The organism is Peribacillus sp. NPDC055009, assembly GCF_053608705.1.
Genome location: NZ_JBSGVZ010000007.1, coordinates 217,445 through 232,409, shown reverse-complemented (window position 1 = coordinate 232,409; position 14,965 = coordinate 217,445). Strand labels below are relative to the sequence as shown.

Below are 14,965 nucleotides of genomic sequence, written 5' to 3'. Positions count from 1 at the left end.
GACTAGGGACCAAGTCTATCATGCAAAAGGAAGGATTCAACAATGAACACAGTGGAACAAGTTATACAGCATTTAAAAAAAGGGGAATTAACAGAAGCTCTTAAACATATAAATCGAATTAAATCATCAGAGTCAGCAGAGGACATATTGTTGCTGGCCGAAGAAATGCTCCAGCTTGGTTTTGCGGAGGAGGCAAAGGATCTTTTTGAACATCTGCTGCAACTCTATCCCAATGAAGGGGAATTAATTGTTTCGTTGGCAGAAATCCTGATTGACATGGACCAGGAAGATGAAGCGATGCTAATGCTTGAAAAAGTAAGTGCAGATGATGAAGTATATCCAAGTGCTTTGCTTTTGGAAGCGGACCTCTATCAATTACAGGGGATGGACGAGGTCAGCGAAAGGAAATTACTGCAGGCCAAGGAAATGCTTCCAGATGAGATCATCATTGATTTTGCACTAGCTGAACTGTTCTTTCATCAAGGAAGGGATCAGGAAGCCATTGCAAATTACATAAAGGTTTTGGAACAGGAACAAGAAATCGCTGGTGTTAATGTCAATCAGAGGCTTGCTGAAGCATTAAGCAGTTCGGGGAAGTTCGAGGAGGCCCTTCCGCATTTTGAAAAGGCCTTAAAGGATGGACTTGAAATCAATACCCTATTTGAATATGCATTTACAGCATTTCAGGCAGGTCTTTATGACACAGCCGTACGAAAGTTCATTGAACTGAAAGAATTAGATCATGAATACCATTCTTTATATTTGTACCTGGCAAAGAGTTATGAACATCTTGAAGATTTGGAAAATGCCTTGAAAACAGTCAAAGAAGGAATCAAGGCTGATGAATTCAATAAGGAACTTTTCTTCTTCGGTGGAAAGATAGCCTTGAAAAGCGGGCTTGATGAAGAGGCGGAAAATCTATTTAAAGAAGCACTAGCCATTGATCCGGGATACCTGGAAGCTGCACTCACCCTCTTGAAATTGTATATGCACCACGAAAGGTATGAAGATGTATTGGAGTGTATTGGTGAAGTAAGGCGATATGGAGAGGATGATCCGCAGTTTGAATGGATAGCTGCTGTATCATATCAGCATACTGAACAATTTAAAGAGGCATTAACCAGCTATCATAAAGCATATAATTCATTCAAGAACAATCAAGATTTCCTTGAAGATTATGGTTTCTTTTTAATTGAAGAAGGAGACAGAGCCACATCTAGAGAAGTATTTAATAAGCTCCTTGAGATGAACCCGGCGAATGATGAGTATGTGATGATTTTGGAGCGGCTAGGTGAAAGCACAGATGAAATGTAGATAAGTGAAACGAAACTAAATCTAGACAGAGGAGGGAATTCATGGTGGCTGCCCCTGTTTCTGTGAATGAGAAGAAGGATTTTATTCGGTGGTTTTTAAATCATTATCAACTGAAACGAAGAGAATGTGTGTGGATATTGAATTACTTAATGAGTCATGATCAACTAATGAAAAAGGTTCATTTTGTAGAAAATGCACAATATTGCCCACGTGGACTGATTATGTCGACACATTGTGTGGATGAGGTCCCTTTCAGGTTCTATAAGTCCAATATCATGACGACCGATGCAGAGAAATCTTTTCATGATATCCGTTTAAATCGAGATGAAGACATTTATATTCAGCTTAATTTTAAATCTTCTTATTCTTCCTATCAATATGCAGCGGTACTCGAGAACAATCCCTTCATGCCGAAATCAACGGCATCGAATGAAAAAGACCAGCTGCTTGCTGAACAATTTTTGGAAAGAAGCATGTTGTATTTTCAAAGGGACCGTCTGCTTAAGGAAATCGATGAAGCCCTTGATAAGCATGATGAACAAGCATTTAAGAACTTAACCGAACAATTGAATCAATTAAAAGTACTTGGATGAAATAAATTGACCTTTCCGTAATCAGGAAAGGTTTTTATTTTTTATAAAACATTGATAAAATCCACATTTTTGTAAAGACTATGGGTATATGGTAAAGATGTTATAAAAATAATGGTAAAATGATAAGGAGTTGATTTAAAAATCGGGAGTGAAGAAAAAACATGAAGTGGACAGCAAAAGATCTTGACATGTATATGCAGTCAAAAGAGTATGTGGATACCGTTTTAATTCCTTTGGTTCCCCTTTCTTTTCGAGGGCAAATGAAGCAAACGGGCTCAATGAATGAATTTCTTACCATTTTAAGCTTGGAAATTGAAAAGCAGATGAAAGGAAGGATTCTTCTATTGCCAACATTTCACTACTTAAGTGGTGAATTGGATAAGGTTGAGCGGTTAAAGCGTTGGGCCAATGAAGTGAAAGAAAATAATTTCGAGCATGTTTTTTTTCTTACATCGGATTTCGAGTGGAAAAAGGAAGAGCGGGAATTAGAAAATAATTTAGTATGGATTCCTGCCATCCCCTTGGAAGGGCTTGAAATTGAACAAGCAAGGGAAATGATTAACCAGCAAGTTCTCCAAATCCTTGATATTTTCTCTTATAATTGGAAAAATGAAAAAAAGTAGGATTTTTCGCATTATTTGACACATAGTTGCCACCTTTTGGGTTTTACAAATATTGACCTTGGTAAATTATTGAGATATCATGGAAATGTCCTAGTTTTATAGTGTCGCTATTTATTGGTCCTTTGGGCTCTCAGTATAGTAATAGAGGGGGGGAAAACGCATGAGCAAGCATAATGTTTCACGACGTCAATTCCTTAATTACACACTTACTGGCGTTGGTGGATTTATGGCGGCCGGTATGTTGATGCCTATGGTTAGGTTTGCAATTGATCCTGTATTATCAGCAGATAAAGGCGGGGATTACGTTGCAACTAAACAGAAGGTAGGTGAACTGACTACCGAACCAACCCGTGTCGACTTTAGTTTTAAACAGGTCGATGGGTGGTATGAGTCTGAAGAAACAAATACAGCTTGGGTTTACAAAACGGATGACGGTAAGATCGTTGCTTTATCTCCAATCTGTAAGCATTTAGGCTGTACGGTAGGCTGGAATACGGATAAGACTAATCCGAATCAATTTTTCTGTCCTTGCCATTATGGCAGGTATACGAAAGATGGGATGAATGTCAAAGGGACACCGCCGGTTTCACCATTGGATGTCTTTGACACGAAAGAAAAAGATGGAATACTTTATTTGGGTCAACTAAAACCGCACGGGGAGGCGTAAACATTGCTAACAAAGTTATATGACTGGGTGGACGAGCGTTTAGATATTACGCCGTTATGGCGGGATATTGCTGACCATGAGGTTCCTGAACATGTTAACCCCGCACATCATTTTTCTGCATTCGTATATTGTTTTGGTGGGTTAACTTTCTTTATTACGGTCATCCAAATCTTGTCAGGCATGTTCTTGACGATGTACTATGTCCCGGACATTAAAAACGCTTGGGAATCTGTTTATTATTTACAAAATGAAGTTGCCTTCGGTCAAATTGTCCGTGGTATGCATCACTGGGGAGCAAGTCTAGTTATCGTTATGATGTTTTTACATACTCTTCGTGTCTTCTTCCAGGGAGCTTACAAAAAACCGCGTGAATTGAACTGGATGGTCGGCGTATTGATTTTCTTCATTATGCTGGCGCTAGGCTTGACTGGTTATTTATTGCCATGGGATATGAAAGCGCTATTCGCAACGAAAGTTACTTTGACAATTGTCGAATCGGTACCGTTAATGGGACCGGCACTCAAGACTTTGATAGCAGGAGATCCAACAATCGTTGGTGCACAGACATTGACACGATTCTTTGCGATTCATGTATTCTTCCTGCCAGCAGCATTATTTGCTTTACTAGCGGCTCATTTCCTGATGATCCGAAAACAAGGTATTTCAGGTCCGCTATAAAAGAATGGTGAACCAAAAACCAAAAAAACCTTTTCATAAAGGAGGGGAATTGTTCAATGCATCGTGGGAAAGGTATGAAATTCGTAGGTGACTCGCGTATCTCCGCGGACCGTAAACCGAATATTCCGAAAGATTATTCAGAATATCCTGGGAAAACTGAAGCATTTTGGCCTAATTTCCTTTTAAAAGAATGGATGGTAGGAGCCGTATTTCTTGTAGGTTATCTTTGCCTGACAATTGCACATCCTTCACCATTGGAAAGGATAGCAGATCCTACAGATACAGGGTATATTCCGCTGCCGGACTGGTATTTCCTATTCCTTTACCAATTACTTAAGTATACCTATGCTTCAGGTCCTTATAACGCAATCGGGTCCATGGTAATACCTGGGTTGGCTTTCGGGGCATTGCTCTTGGCACCTTTTCTAGATCGTGGTCCAGAGCGGAGCCCGGCGAAACGTCCTTTTGCTGTAGGCTTCATGCTATTGGCAATGGCCGGCGTTTTCTATTTAACATGGGAGTCCGCAGCCCATCACGATTGGGAAGCTTCCAAGAAGCAAGGAGCAATCGTTGAAGGTGCAGATATTGATAAAGAGAGCGATGGGTATAAATTGATGGATTCTAATGGCTGTATTAGCTGTCATGGAGCAGAATTAACTGGTGGAGCAGGAGCGCCAAGCTTAATTGACACTGGTTTGAGCCCAGAAGAAATCTCTAAAATCGCAGTCAAAGGCCAGGGCGCTATGCCAGCTGGCATGTTCAAAGGAACAGATGAAGAATTGGCAACATTAGCTGAATTTGTATCTGGTTTATCGGCAAAATAATATATCCATCCACAGCATTTTCTTTCATATGCTGCAAATGAAGCTGACGACTACGGTTGTCGGCTTTTTTATTGGTAAATTGAAGTGTAATTGAGAAGAAATTGAAATGAATGCTTGGTTTTCTGGTTGATGGCCTGTAAAATGAGAATACATGAGAATGTTAGTGAGGGTAAAAGAATGAATGTTATCTACAGTTGCCTTGCAAATCGGCAAATGCTCGTTTTGTTATTAATAATAAATATATTCGGAACTGCCTATGGATATTATTGGTATGGCAGTCAATTGGAAAACACTCCTGCGATTTTTTTGGCATTTGTACCGGACAGTCCGACGGCTAGCCTGTTTTTTGTTTTTGTTTTATTGGGGTTCCTGTTAAGAAGGAATTTTGGACTTATTGAAGCGTTGGCGATAATGACACTATTCAAATATGGCATATGGGCAGTTGTAATGAATTTGATGACCTTAGTGACAACAGGTTCATTGCCTTGGGAAGGTTATATGTTAATGGCTTCTCATTTGGGGATGGCGATTCAAGGGGTATTATATGCACCGTTTTATCGAATAAAACCCTGGCATTTGATAGTGGCAGGGATTTGGACCATACATAATGACATAATCGACTATGTTTTTGAAATGATGCCAATATACCGTGATTTATTGGTGTATATGGACTCGATAGGTTATTTCACTTTTTGGCTCAGCATACTTTCCATTTTTGTCGGCTGGTTCTTTGGATATAGGAAAAAGCGGTTCACCCTGTCCTTCATCTCTTAATAATCAACACTAAATACAGCTTTGTAAAAGTATGGTTAACTTTTTTATGTTGAACGAGGTCTACTCATGTTTTTTCTTTCATATCGTTTTAGTAGAGATATGAGGAGGGACGAGTAGCATGTTGAAAAAATTCATATTAACCATTGCTGTTTTATTTGTCGTCTTACATTTCCCTGTCTATGCAGAATCCTCTTCAAGTTTGGAGCAATTAGATGACATTTCCGATAGAGCCTTGGAAATGACCAAGTTGAAGCGATATGGAGATTCGGAAAAGATGCTGACGTTTTTTTCTGACCGGTTTTTAAAAGATACAGCGAAAGAGCAGATCCTTGACATGGACGAACTTCGAATTATCACTGTAGCTCATAATGAGGCGTTGATGACAATAAAGGATATGAACAAGGGAGATTCCGAAAAGGTTAATTCTGTTACAAAGTTCCGGCTTGTTGTTGATGCGGTCAAGTCCACTCATCAGCCACTTTGGACAGAGATGGAGGATCAAATGATGAATTCTTTCCAGCAGACAAAGAATGCCGCCATCAAACAAGACACAATTACATTCAATAGCCAATTGAACTTATTCCTATCACAATATGAAATGATATATCCAAGCTTGAAAGTCGACCTTTCAAAAGAAACGATGCAGCAACTGGACACGAGGATTCAATACATCAACCAATACCGCCCGGAGGTAATCAGTGATGGAGATAATCAAGAGGAACTGGATGCGTTGCAAAACGAACTAACCTCCATTTTTGATGATATGGGTGAGGATGATGCAGATCCTTCCCTTTGGTGGGTCATCATTTCGACAGGCTCAATTATTATCATGACGCTTTCTTATGTAGGCTGGAGAAAATATAAAGGTGATAGGGAAAAACCAAGGAAAGAGCATAATGATTAAAAAGACACGGGTAGAGAACACTATATTTGACAGGGTTGCCTTCAATCCATAGAATTAAGGGTAATAAGATTTATAGGAGGATTCCATGTATTTCATTTATTTGGCGATTATTATTTTAATCCCGATTTATGCACAAATGAAAGTGAAAAGCACGTATAAAAAATATTCAAAGGTATCGGCCTCTTCCGGAATGAATGGTGCTGAGACGGCTCGTGCCATTTTGGATCAAAATGGATTGTTCAATGTCAGGGTCGAAGAGACACCTGGAATGCTTTCGGACCATTATGACCCAAGGGACAAAACGGTGCGTTTATCAACGGATAACTATCACGGCCATTCAGTTGCCGGCGTAGCTGTTGCAGCCCATGAAGTGGGACATGCGATTCAAGATAAAGAAGCATATGCATTCTTGCGTTTCCGCCATGCATTAGTACCGGTAGCTAATTTTGGCTCTAACATATCTTGGATTTTGATTTTAATCGGGATGCTAGCTTCACTTCCTAATTTGCTTTTGGCGGGTATCGTATTTATGTCAGCTGCTGTATTGTTCCAAGTGATAACACTGCCGGTTGAATTCAATGCTTCTTCTAGGGCTATGGATCAACTCGTTTCCGCTGGGGTCATCCGGAATGATGAAGAACGGGAAACGAAAAAAGTATTAAGTGCTGCTGCGATGACTTATGTTGCTGCCGCTCTTGTAGCTGTACTGGAATTAGTTCGTCTTCTGCTTATGTATACAGGAATGAGGGAAGAAGATTAATTTGAAAAAAGGACTCCATCTTGGGATGGGGTCCTTTTCATTTGGCTTTGTTAAAGAATAATGTTGTTATTTGATTTGATCGAATGGTCGTTAAGTAATGATGATGTAGCGACTTAATATCTAGACCATTTTTTGAGCTGGTTCCAATTCTTAGACACCTTCAAACATATAAAAGATAACTTTACGAAAACCAAAATGGTTTTATACAGTTGTTCTTTCTCACTTAACACAACTTATGATAAACTAATATTATCAGAATTTTCCAAATAACGGAACGTTCATTGTTCCGTTAAAGGGCCAGTTTAATTGATCAAGGAATTGGCATGACACCGTGAGCTATCTACAACACGCCGCAAATGAATTTTGACCAAAGGGATTATCTATTAAAGGGGTTAAATTGGAGGGAATAGAAAATGGATGTAAAGACACTTTTGCTACAACAATGGGCAAGCTGCTTAGATGAAGAAGACTGGTTTCCACCACTTGAAAAAGTGCTAGAGGATATTACTTTTGAACAGGCAATTTGGAAACCAGCTGATGTGGCAATGAATTCCATTTGGGAATTAGTTTGTCATTTACTTTTCTATGAAAAGAGATTTCTGATGCGATTTCTTGGTGAAACAGCGAATGAACCACAGGCAGAAAATAATGAATCTACATTTCGATTACCAACTGAGACGTTAGAAAATTGGAAGGAAACAAAACAAGAATACTTTTATGTTCATCGTGAACTTGGAAAAATACTAGCAAAATCAGAACATGAAGATTTGTATAGACAGATCCCAGGAGAAGATAATTCATTAGTGCTTGAACTGAAGAGTTTAGCAATGCACGACGCATATCATATTGGGCAAATTGTATTCCTTAGTAAAATGCAAGGAGCTTGGCCAGGGAAACGCAGCTTTTAAAAAAGCTTCATTAGCTTTACGGTTATTCCATTATAGGGGGCTTTAATGGAATAAGAATGGGAACGTCCAAATCGGACGTTCCCATTCTTATTCCTGAAAAACAACAACAACACTACTTAACAAAGCCTTTCATTTTAAAGAGTTTTTGCTGCACATTGCTAATAAAATGCAGTAAGACAGGGCAACATTAATCAATGGATTACCTTTCAATGGGGTTCTTGTTCTCATCAAGGGTAAAGCCCTCACCCAATACATCATGAACTTCACTTACTGATACAAATGCATGTGGGTCCACCGATGTTATGGCATTTTTTAAGCGGACTAACTCATTTTTCCCGACAACACAATAGAGTACTTCCCGGTCATTGCGTGTAAAGGATCCATATCCCCTTAATACAGTTACGCCCCGCTCCATATCATTCATGATTTTTTCTGCAATTTCCATGTTTTTATCACTAATGATCATTGCACCTCTAGCAGCATAGGCTCCTTCTTGCATAAAGTCGATTACTCTGGCACCTATAAATACGGCAACAAGGGTATACATCGCTTCACGGTAATCCAGGTAGGTAAGGATGGACAGGCTAATGACGACTGCATCAAAGATGAACATCGTACGTCCCATGCCCATTCCTAAGTAACGGTGGGCAAAACGGGCAATGATATCCACTCCGCCTGTTGTCCCGCCGTAACGAAAGATGATGCCCAGCCCGACACCAACAGAGACCCCGGCGAACAATGCGACCAGCATCAAATCGTTTCCGAGGTTGATTTCGATTTCGTATCTCTCGAAAACCCATAGCCAAACGGAGAGGCCAACCGTTCCGATAATCGTATAAAAGAAAGAAGTGCGCCCTAAATATTTCCACCCTATTAAAAATAAGGGAATATTCAAAATCAAATTAGAATAAGAAGGATTTATCCCGATAAGTTGATATATAATCAATGTGAGACCGGTGAATCCGCCTTCGGCCAAGTTGTTCTGCATGTTAAAATGCACAAGGCCAAAGGCGAAGATTCCAGCCCCAAAAAGGATGAAGATGATATTTTTCAATTTTAAGCCCAAAAGCATGTCCTATACCTCCAAAGGTTTACATTTCATTAATTTACTTATTATAACTAATTAACCAACTATGGGCAATTTTGATTCGTGAACGTATCTGTTGTCATCTGTTTCACTTTTAGCTAACATGGAGAAGGTATGATGTTTGAAAACGAAATTCAAGAATGGGTGACTATATGGAAAACCATAAGACGATTCAACAAATGCAAGCGGAAGTCGACCAATACATAGGACAATTTAAAGAAGGATATTTCAGCCCTCTGGCCATGCTGGCCCGTATGTCTGAAGAACTTGGGGAGTTGGCTAGGGAAGTCAATCATTACCATGGTGAAAAACCAAAGAAGGCAACAGAAGAAGAGAATACGATTGAAGCGGAATTGGGGGACATGCTTTTTGTGTTGATTTGTTTTGCCAATTCTTTAGGGATCGACCTTCAAAATTCGCATGATTTGGTCATGAAAAAGTTCACAACCCGTGATAAAGATAGATGGACAAGAAAAGAAGGAAAAATGGAGGAGGAAGGTAAAGATGAGTAAAGTTAAAGTGATTGTAGCTGGTCCACGTGGCAGAATGGGTAATGAAGCGGTGAAGCTTGTACATAGGACAGAAGGGTTTGAATTGGCAGCTGTCATAGATCGCAAGCATAACGGGGAAAGCCTCTCCGCAATAGAAGGTTTTCACGGTATTGAAGCACCTGTTTTTTCTGATATAAATGAATGCTTTTCTTCCGTAAAGGCGGATGTATTGATTGATTTGACCACACCGGAAGTGGGGATGCTTCATACCGAAACGGCACTTAATCATGGCATCCGCCCTGTAGTGGGAACGACTGGTTTTACTAAGGAAGATTTAACGAAGCTGGATTCATTAACAAAAGAAAAGGGCATTGGTTGCATCATCGCGCCAAACTTTGCAATTGGAGCCATTTTGATGATGAAGTTTTCCCAAATGGCCGCAAAATACTTCCCGGATGTGGAAATCATAGAAATGCACCATGATCAAAAACTGGATGCACCTTCTGGAACTGCTTCAAAAACGGCAGACATGATTGCAGCAGTACGTGAAACGAAACAACAGGGGCACCCTAATGAAAAAGAAACCATACAGGGGGCAAGAGGCGCAAATGTAGATGGCATGCATATCCACAGTGTCCGGCTACCTGGATTGGTTGCCCATCAACAGGTGCTTTTCGGAAGTGATGGAGAGTTATTGACGGTTCGGCATGATTCCTTTAATCGAGCTTCCTTCATGTCAGGAGTCAAACTTGCTGTCGATACTGTCATGAAATTGGATGTTCTTGTATACGGCCTGGAAAATATTATTGAATAGGGATCAGGAGGGTTTACGATGAAAATTGCCTTAATTGCCCATGATATGAAAAAAGAAGATATCATTCAATTTGTAACAGCCTATAAAGATGTATTTGAGCAGCATGAATTATATGCTACAGGAACGACCGGGAAAAGAATCATGGAAGAAGTATCGCTGCCTGTCCATCGTTTTCATTCAGGACCTCTTGGAGGGGATCAGGAAATAGGTGCGATGATCGCGCGTGGAGAAATGGACATGGTCCTATTTTTCCGCGATCCATTGACATCACAGCCACATGAACCTGATGTATCGGCGCTTATACGCCTATCAGATGTTTATGAAATTCCTTTGGCGACAAATATGGGCACGGCAGAAGTGCTGATACAAGGTTTGAAGCATGGGTATATGGACTGGCTAAAACTACGGAAAAAACAAGGTGAGATAAATGATAAACAAAAGTAACATAGATATTCTGGCTTTTGGCGCACATGCGGATGATGTTGAAATCGGTATGGGTGGCACGATCGCCAAATATGCGCAACAAGGCAGGGAAATTGTCATTTGTGATTTGACAAAAGCTGAAATGTCTTCCAATGGAACCGTTCCATTGCGTCAGGAGGAAGCACATAAGGCTGCTGAAATCCTTGGGGTGAAGAGGATTTCCCTTGATTTACCCGACCGGGGCCTATACATGAAAGCGGAATACATAAATCAAATCATTACGGTCATTCGCCAATATAAGCCTGCACTTGTATTTGCACCATTTTTGGAAGATCGCCATCCCGATCATGGTAACTGTGCCAAATTAGTGGAGGAAGCAGTTTTTTCGGCAGGAGTAAGGAAGTATATGGAAGAAGCAGGCGTGGATTCTCATCGTGTCCAAAATATGTACTATTATATGATCAATGGGTTTCACAAACCGGACTTCGTCGTGGACATCAGTTCCACAATATCGAAAAAGCTGGATAGCCTTAGGGCATATCGCAGCCAATTCGAAGAAAGTCAAGTATCTGTAGAAACACCGCTGGTTAATGGCTATATCGAGACTGTCGAGGCACGGGAGCGGATGTTCGGTAAAGAAGTGGGTGTCGCCTATGCGGAGGGATTCATGACTAAAAAACCGTTACTGATCGATGCCGACTTGTTAGGAGAAAAATAATCTTATGAAATTAAAAATTGGAATTACCTGTTACCCTACAGTTGGGGGTTCTGGTGTCGTAGCAACTGAATTAGGCAAGATGCTTGCAGAAAAAGGACATGAGATACATTTCATTTCTTCAAGCCTCCCTTTTCGCTTGAATAAGATGTACTGTAATATTTTTTATCACCAAGTTGAAGTGAACTCGTATTCTGTCTTTCAATATCCACCATATGACCTCGCGCTTGCGAGCAAGATAGCGGATGTCGTAAAGCGGGAGAAATTAGATATTCTCCACGTTCATTATGCAATTCCCCATGCTGTTTGTGCAATCCTTGCAAAGCAGATGTCAGGTAATGAAGTAAAGATCGTAACCACACTGCATGGTACGGACATAACCGTATTAGGCCATGATCCCTCATTGACCAATTTGATAAAATTCGGGATAGAGCAATCGGATGTCGTTACAGGAGTATCTAATTCCCTTGTTCAGCAGACGCACGAATTAATCGCACCGGATAAGGAAATCAAAACCGTTTATAATTTTATTGATGAAAGAGATTACCATAAATCCAATTCCGATTACCTTAAGGATGAATACGGAATCAGTGCAGATGAAAAAGTGATCATACATGTTTCGAATTTCCGTTCGGTCAAACGAGTGAAAGACGTCATCCAAGCTTTTTATCTAACTCAAAAGAAAATGCCTGCAAAGCTTCTGCTCGTAGGGGACGGACCGGAAGTGACAACCGTTTTGAAATTGGCTAATGATCTTGGAATCGATGATTCGGTCTTGTTTCTTGGTAAGCAGGATAACCTTGCCGAATTATATTCAATCAGTGATTTGATATTCCTGTTATCGGAAAAAGAGAGTTTCGGACTTGTGCTACTCGAGGCGATGGCATGTGGAGTTCCTTGTATAGGGACAAATATCGGGGGAATTCCTGAAGTCATCGTTGACGGGGAGACTGGTTATATTTGTGAATTGGGAGATGTCAAAATGGTTGCTGAAAAAGCGATTGGACTTTTAAGCGACCCGGTTTTACATAAACGCTTTTCTGAAGCTGCGCTGGAAAGGGCCAATACTGAATTTCATAGTGATACGATTATGGCTGAGTATGAAGCCATCTACATTCAAGCACTTGAAGGTAAATCCATCGAATAGGGAGGGGATGCTGATGGATCGATTATTCTTAAAATCAGTACCCATTCTGGAATTGATTGAAGAAGCAGGATACGAGGCTTATTTCGTTGGCGGCTCTGTAAGGGATTATATCCTTGGCAGACCCATTAACGATGTGGACATCGCCACTTCCGCAACACCCCAGGAAATCAAAAGGATTTTTCCTAATACGGCTGATATCGGGATTGACCACGGAACAGTGCTCGTCATAACGGATACGGGTACATACGAAATTACGACGTTTAGAACGGAAAGCGGGTATTCGGATTTTCGCAGACCCGATGCTGTACAATTTGTCCGTTCTTTGACTGAGGATTTGCAAAGAAGAGATTTTACGATGAATGCAGTGGCAATGGATAAGACCGGTAAGATCATCGATCCATTTAATGGTAAGCGAGATTTGGCTGAAAAAAGGATCATCACGGTTGGCAACCCGCATGAAAGGTTTCATGAGGATGCATTGAGAATGATGCGTGCATTAAGATTCATCAGTCAACTTGATTTTGAACTGGATCAAGAAACCTTTGATTCCCTTAAAGAAAACGCCCAGATCATCAGTGAAATTGCTGTCGAAAGAATCCTGGTTGAATTTGAGAAACTATTGGCAGGCTCGAATAAGTTAAGGGCTTTTTCACTCTTGCTGGAAAGCGGTTTGTATCAATACCTGCCTCTATTCTCCAGTAAAAAGGAACATTTAATGGAATTACTGAACCTGCCGCTTCATCAACTGAAAGCGGCAGAAATATGGTCTATAATCATGGTTCACACAAAAGATCAGGAAATGGAAGAGGCTTTGAGGGAATGGAAGCTGCCATTGAAAAGCATAAGAAACGTTCAACGTACGATACAGCTAGTGAAGAAAGAAGATCCATCAGCCATCGATGTATTTCAGGCAGGGCATGACGTAACTGTACAAGCTGCAAAAGTCAGGGCGGCGATGACTGGCGGGAATGTATCGGATGCGGAGGAGAATGCACATCAAAGCTATAATGGACTTATTATTAAACAAATGTCGGATCTTGCCGTTACGGGAATGGATTTATTGAATTGGCAACAAGAAAAGCCAGGTCCATGGGTCAAGGAATACTTGGAAAAAGTATTGAAAGCTGTCTTGAATGAAGAATTAAGAAATGATAAAGAAGAAATAAAGAGGTGGCTGGTGAAATGCAATCTGAGTTAAGAACAAAGCTGATGGAAGCCCTCTCAAAAGCGGATGGTGCATTTATATCCGGTCAGGAAATTGCTGAATACATTGGCTGTTCGCGCACAGCTGTCTGGAAGCATATAGAAGACCTGCGCAGTGAAGGGTATAATGTTGAAGCCGTAAGGAAAAAAGGCTACCGGATCATATCAGCGCCGGAAAAAGTGTCCGAGAGCGAAATACAGCTTGGCTTGGAAACAAAAACGATCGGCAAGATGATCCACTATCAGGAAACTGTGGAATCCACGCAAAAAATTGCGCATCAACTCGCTAATGAAGGCGTTCAGGAGGGGACCCTCGTCGTTGCCGAGGAGCAGATATCCGGAAAAGGAAGGCTAATGAGATCTTGGCATTCCCCAAAATTCAGCGGCATATGGATGAGTCTCATCTTGAGGCCGAAAATCCCGATTCATGAGGCTCCACAGCTTACATTATTGGCCGCGGTCGCTGTTGCTCAGGCTATAGAGGATACCACTGATTTGAAGCCGCAAATAAAGTGGCCGAATGATATTTTGGTGAATCGCAAGAAAGTGGTGGGCATCCTTACGGAGATGCAGGCGGAATCAGATAGGATCCATTCTGTCATTATCGGAATTGGAATGAATATCAATCAGCAATTGGAGGATTTTCCTGAAGATCTGCAGGAAAAGGCGTCTTCCCTTCTCATAGAAAGTGGAGTGACGGTTTCAAGGTCCAAGGTCATTCAACGAGCATTGTTTCGTCTGGAAAATTTGTACGAACTCTATTTAGATCAGGGCTTCATGCCAATAAAGGATTTATGGGAGAGTTATGCGATCAGTCTTGGACAGGTAATCAAAGCGAGCACCGTTAATGACACGATTGTCGGAAAAGCGTTGGGCATAACGGATTCAGGCGTTTTACTTCTTGAAGACGGCAAAGGAACCGTACATTCGATATATTCTGCAGATATTGAAATTCAGTAGATTTTTGTCAAATTCGTGAAAATTAAATAGAAATTTTCAATTTGGCTTGATATAATGCAAGTGGGCAGTATCATGTGAAC

18 protein-coding genes and 1 pseudogene are annotated in these 14,965 nt (G+C 40.7%); 18 read left to right on the top strand and 1 reads right to left on the bottom strand.

What is annotated here, in order from left to right:
* Positions 1–42 precede the first annotated feature (42 nt).
* The 11 genes and pseudogenes from ACWF5P_RS13580 (at position 43) to ACWF5P_RS13530 (ending at position 8,045) form a co-directional block, all read left to right on the top strand.
* A complete protein-coding gene (locus ACWF5P_RS13580; protein ID WP_434167324.1) occupies positions 43–1,314 on the top strand; it encodes a tetratricopeptide repeat protein in 1,272 nt (423 codons plus the stop codon).
* A 41-nt stretch (positions 1,315–1,355) separates the two neighbouring features.
* Entirely contained in the window at positions 1,356–1,907 is a 552-nt protein-coding gene (locus ACWF5P_RS13575; RefSeq protein WP_101222412.1) for a ReoY family proteolytic degradation factor, read from the top strand.
* 161 nt (positions 1,908–2,068) lie between these two features.
* Positions 2,069–2,530 (top strand): YpiF family protein, encoded by a 462-nt coding sequence (locus tag ACWF5P_RS13570; RefSeq protein ID WP_101222411.1) that lies wholly within the window; start codon positions 2,069–2,071, stop codon positions 2,528–2,530.
* A gap of 160 nt (positions 2,531–2,690) precedes the next feature.
* A complete protein-coding gene (locus tag ACWF5P_RS13565; RefSeq protein WP_034307977.1) occupies positions 2,691–3,197 on the top strand; it encodes a ubiquinol-cytochrome c reductase iron-sulfur subunit in 507 nt (168 codons plus the stop codon).
* Positions 3,198–3,200: 3 nt separating this feature from the next.
* Positions 3,201–3,875: a menaquinol-cytochrome c reductase cytochrome b subunit gene (gene qcrB / locus ACWF5P_RS13560; protein ID WP_034307974.1), complete on the top strand. Its 675-nt coding sequence runs from the start codon at positions 3,201–3,203 to the stop codon at positions 3,873–3,875.
* 56 nt (positions 3,876–3,931) lie between these two features.
* Positions 3,932–4,699: a menaquinol-cytochrome c reductase cytochrome b/c subunit gene (locus ACWF5P_RS13555; RefSeq protein WP_101222410.1), complete on the top strand. Its 768-nt coding sequence runs from the start codon at positions 3,932–3,934 to the stop codon at positions 4,697–4,699.
* Between the two features lie 177 nt (positions 4,700–4,876).
* Positions 4,877–5,473 (top strand): DUF1405 domain-containing protein, encoded by a 597-nt coding sequence (locus tag ACWF5P_RS13550; protein ID WP_434167323.1) that lies wholly within the window; start codon positions 4,877–4,879, stop codon positions 5,471–5,473.
* 118 nt (positions 5,474–5,591) lie between these two features.
* Positions 5,592–6,377: a sporulation protein YpjB gene (gene ypjB / locus ACWF5P_RS13545; protein WP_101222408.1), complete on the top strand. Its 786-nt coding sequence runs from the start codon at positions 5,592–5,594 to the stop codon at positions 6,375–6,377.
* 85 nt (positions 6,378–6,462) lie between these two features.
* The gene (locus tag ACWF5P_RS13540; RefSeq protein WP_101222407.1) at positions 6,463–7,137 is read left to right on the top strand and encodes a zinc metallopeptidase; all 675 of its coding nucleotides are present in this window, start codon (positions 6,463–6,465) and stop codon (positions 7,135–7,137) included.
* Between the two features lie 117 nt (positions 7,138–7,254).
* Positions 7,255–7,407: pseudogene (locus ACWF5P_RS13535) on the top strand (IS1595 family transposase); the annotation flags it as partial.
* A gap of 143 nt (positions 7,408–7,550) precedes the next feature.
* Positions 7,551–8,045 (top strand): DinB family protein, encoded by a 495-nt coding sequence (locus tag ACWF5P_RS13530; RefSeq protein ID WP_260358992.1) that lies wholly within the window; start codon positions 7,551–7,553, stop codon positions 8,043–8,045.
* 199 nt (positions 8,046–8,244) lie between these two features.
* Here ACWF5P_RS13530 and ACWF5P_RS13525 read toward each other — a convergent pair whose 3' ends face one another.
* Positions 8,245–9,117: a YitT family protein gene (locus ACWF5P_RS13525; RefSeq protein ID WP_452444961.1), complete on the bottom strand. Its 873-nt coding sequence runs from the start codon at positions 9,115–9,117 to the stop codon at positions 8,245–8,247.
* Positions 9,118–9,284: 167 nt separating this feature from the next.
* On the opposite strand from ACWF5P_RS13525, the gene ACWF5P_RS13520 reads away from it, so the two are divergent.
* Genes ACWF5P_RS13520 through ACWF5P_RS13490 form a run of 7 tightly spaced genes read left to right on the top strand, consistent with a single transcriptional unit; the run spans position 9,285 to position 14,885 of the window.
* A complete protein-coding gene (locus ACWF5P_RS13520; RefSeq protein WP_101223448.1) occupies positions 9,285–9,644 on the top strand; it encodes a nucleotide pyrophosphohydrolase in 360 nt (119 codons plus the stop codon).
* Entirely contained in the window at positions 9,637–10,437 is an 801-nt protein-coding gene (gene dapB, locus ACWF5P_RS13515) for a 4-hydroxy-tetrahydrodipicolinate reductase (protein WP_101222404.1), read from the top strand. Before ACWF5P_RS13520 ends, dapB begins: the two co-directional genes overlap by 8 nt.
* Before the next feature lie 18 nt (positions 10,438–10,455).
* Positions 10,456–10,881, top strand: coding sequence for a methylglyoxal synthase (locus ACWF5P_RS13510; RefSeq protein ID WP_101222403.1), 426 nt, complete (start codon positions 10,456–10,458; stop codon positions 10,879–10,881).
* On the top strand, positions 10,865–11,578 hold the full coding sequence (bshB1, locus tag ACWF5P_RS13505) for a bacillithiol biosynthesis deacetylase BshB1 (RefSeq protein ID WP_434167321.1): 714 nt from the start codon (positions 10,865–10,867) through the stop codon (positions 11,576–11,578). The genes ACWF5P_RS13510 and bshB1 overlap by 17 nt, the downstream gene beginning before the upstream one ends.
* Positions 11,579–11,582: 4 nt before the next feature.
* Complete coding sequence (gene bshA, locus ACWF5P_RS13500) at positions 11,583–12,722, top strand: N-acetyl-alpha-D-glucosaminyl L-malate synthase BshA (protein WP_434167320.1); 1,140 nt, start codon at positions 11,583–11,585, stop codon at positions 12,720–12,722.
* Between the two features lie 13 nt (positions 12,723–12,735).
* On the top strand, positions 12,736–13,920 hold the full coding sequence (locus tag ACWF5P_RS13495) for a CCA tRNA nucleotidyltransferase (protein WP_434167319.1): 1,185 nt from the start codon (positions 12,736–12,738) through the stop codon (positions 13,918–13,920).
* Complete coding sequence (locus ACWF5P_RS13490) at positions 13,905–14,885, top strand: biotin--[acetyl-CoA-carboxylase] ligase (protein ID WP_101222399.1); 981 nt, start codon at positions 13,905–13,907, stop codon at positions 14,883–14,885. The genes ACWF5P_RS13495 and ACWF5P_RS13490 overlap by 16 nt, the downstream gene beginning before the upstream one ends.
* Positions 14,886–14,965 lie beyond the last annotated feature (80 nt).

Coding starts and splice junctions, on each gene's coding strand:
- ACWF5P_RS13495 (WP_434167319.1), top strand. CDS start 12,736: ATGGATCGATTATTCTTAAAATCAGTACCCATTCTGGAATTGATTGAA.
- ACWF5P_RS13565 (WP_034307977.1), top strand. CDS start 2,691: ATGAGCAAGCATAATGTTTCACGACGTCAATTCCTTAATTACACACTT.
- ACWF5P_RS13490 (WP_101222399.1), top strand. CDS start 13,905: ATGCAATCTGAGTTAAGAACAAAGCTGATGGAAGCCCTCTCAAAAGCG.
- ACWF5P_RS13580 (WP_434167324.1), top strand. CDS start 43: ATGAACACAGTGGAACAAGTTATACAGCATTTAAAAAAAGGGGAATTA.
- ACWF5P_RS13570 (WP_101222411.1), top strand. CDS start 2,069: ATGAAGTGGACAGCAAAAGATCTTGACATGTATATGCAGTCAAAAGAG.
- ACWF5P_RS13520 (WP_101223448.1), top strand. CDS start 9,285: ATGGAAAACCATAAGACGATTCAACAAATGCAAGCGGAAGTCGACCAA.
- bshA (WP_434167320.1), top strand. CDS start 11,583: ATGAAATTAAAAATTGGAATTACCTGTTACCCTACAGTTGGGGGTTCT.
- ACWF5P_RS13540 (WP_101222407.1), top strand. CDS start 6,463: ATGTATTTCATTTATTTGGCGATTATTATTTTAATCCCGATTTATGCA.
- ypjB (WP_101222408.1), top strand. CDS start 5,592: ATGTTGAAAAAATTCATATTAACCATTGCTGTTTTATTTGTCGTCTTA.
- dapB (WP_101222404.1), top strand. CDS start 9,637: ATGAGTAAAGTTAAAGTGATTGTAGCTGGTCCACGTGGCAGAATGGGT.
- ACWF5P_RS13525 (WP_452444961.1), bottom strand. CDS start 9,117: ATGCTTTTGGGCTTAAAATTGAAAAATATCATCTTCATCCTTTTTGGG.
- ACWF5P_RS13530 (WP_260358992.1), top strand. CDS start 7,551: ATGGATGTAAAGACACTTTTGCTACAACAATGGGCAAGCTGCTTAGAT.
- ACWF5P_RS13510 (WP_101222403.1), top strand. CDS start 10,456: ATGAAAATTGCCTTAATTGCCCATGATATGAAAAAAGAAGATATCATT.
- ACWF5P_RS13550 (WP_434167323.1), top strand. CDS start 4,877: ATGAATGTTATCTACAGTTGCCTTGCAAATCGGCAAATGCTCGTTTTG.
- bshB1 (WP_434167321.1), top strand. CDS start 10,865: ATGATAAACAAAAGTAACATAGATATTCTGGCTTTTGGCGCACATGCG.
- ACWF5P_RS13555 (WP_101222410.1), top strand. CDS start 3,932: ATGCATCGTGGGAAAGGTATGAAATTCGTAGGTGACTCGCGTATCTCC.
- ACWF5P_RS13575 (WP_101222412.1), top strand. CDS start 1,356: ATGGTGGCTGCCCCTGTTTCTGTGAATGAGAAGAAGGATTTTATTCGG.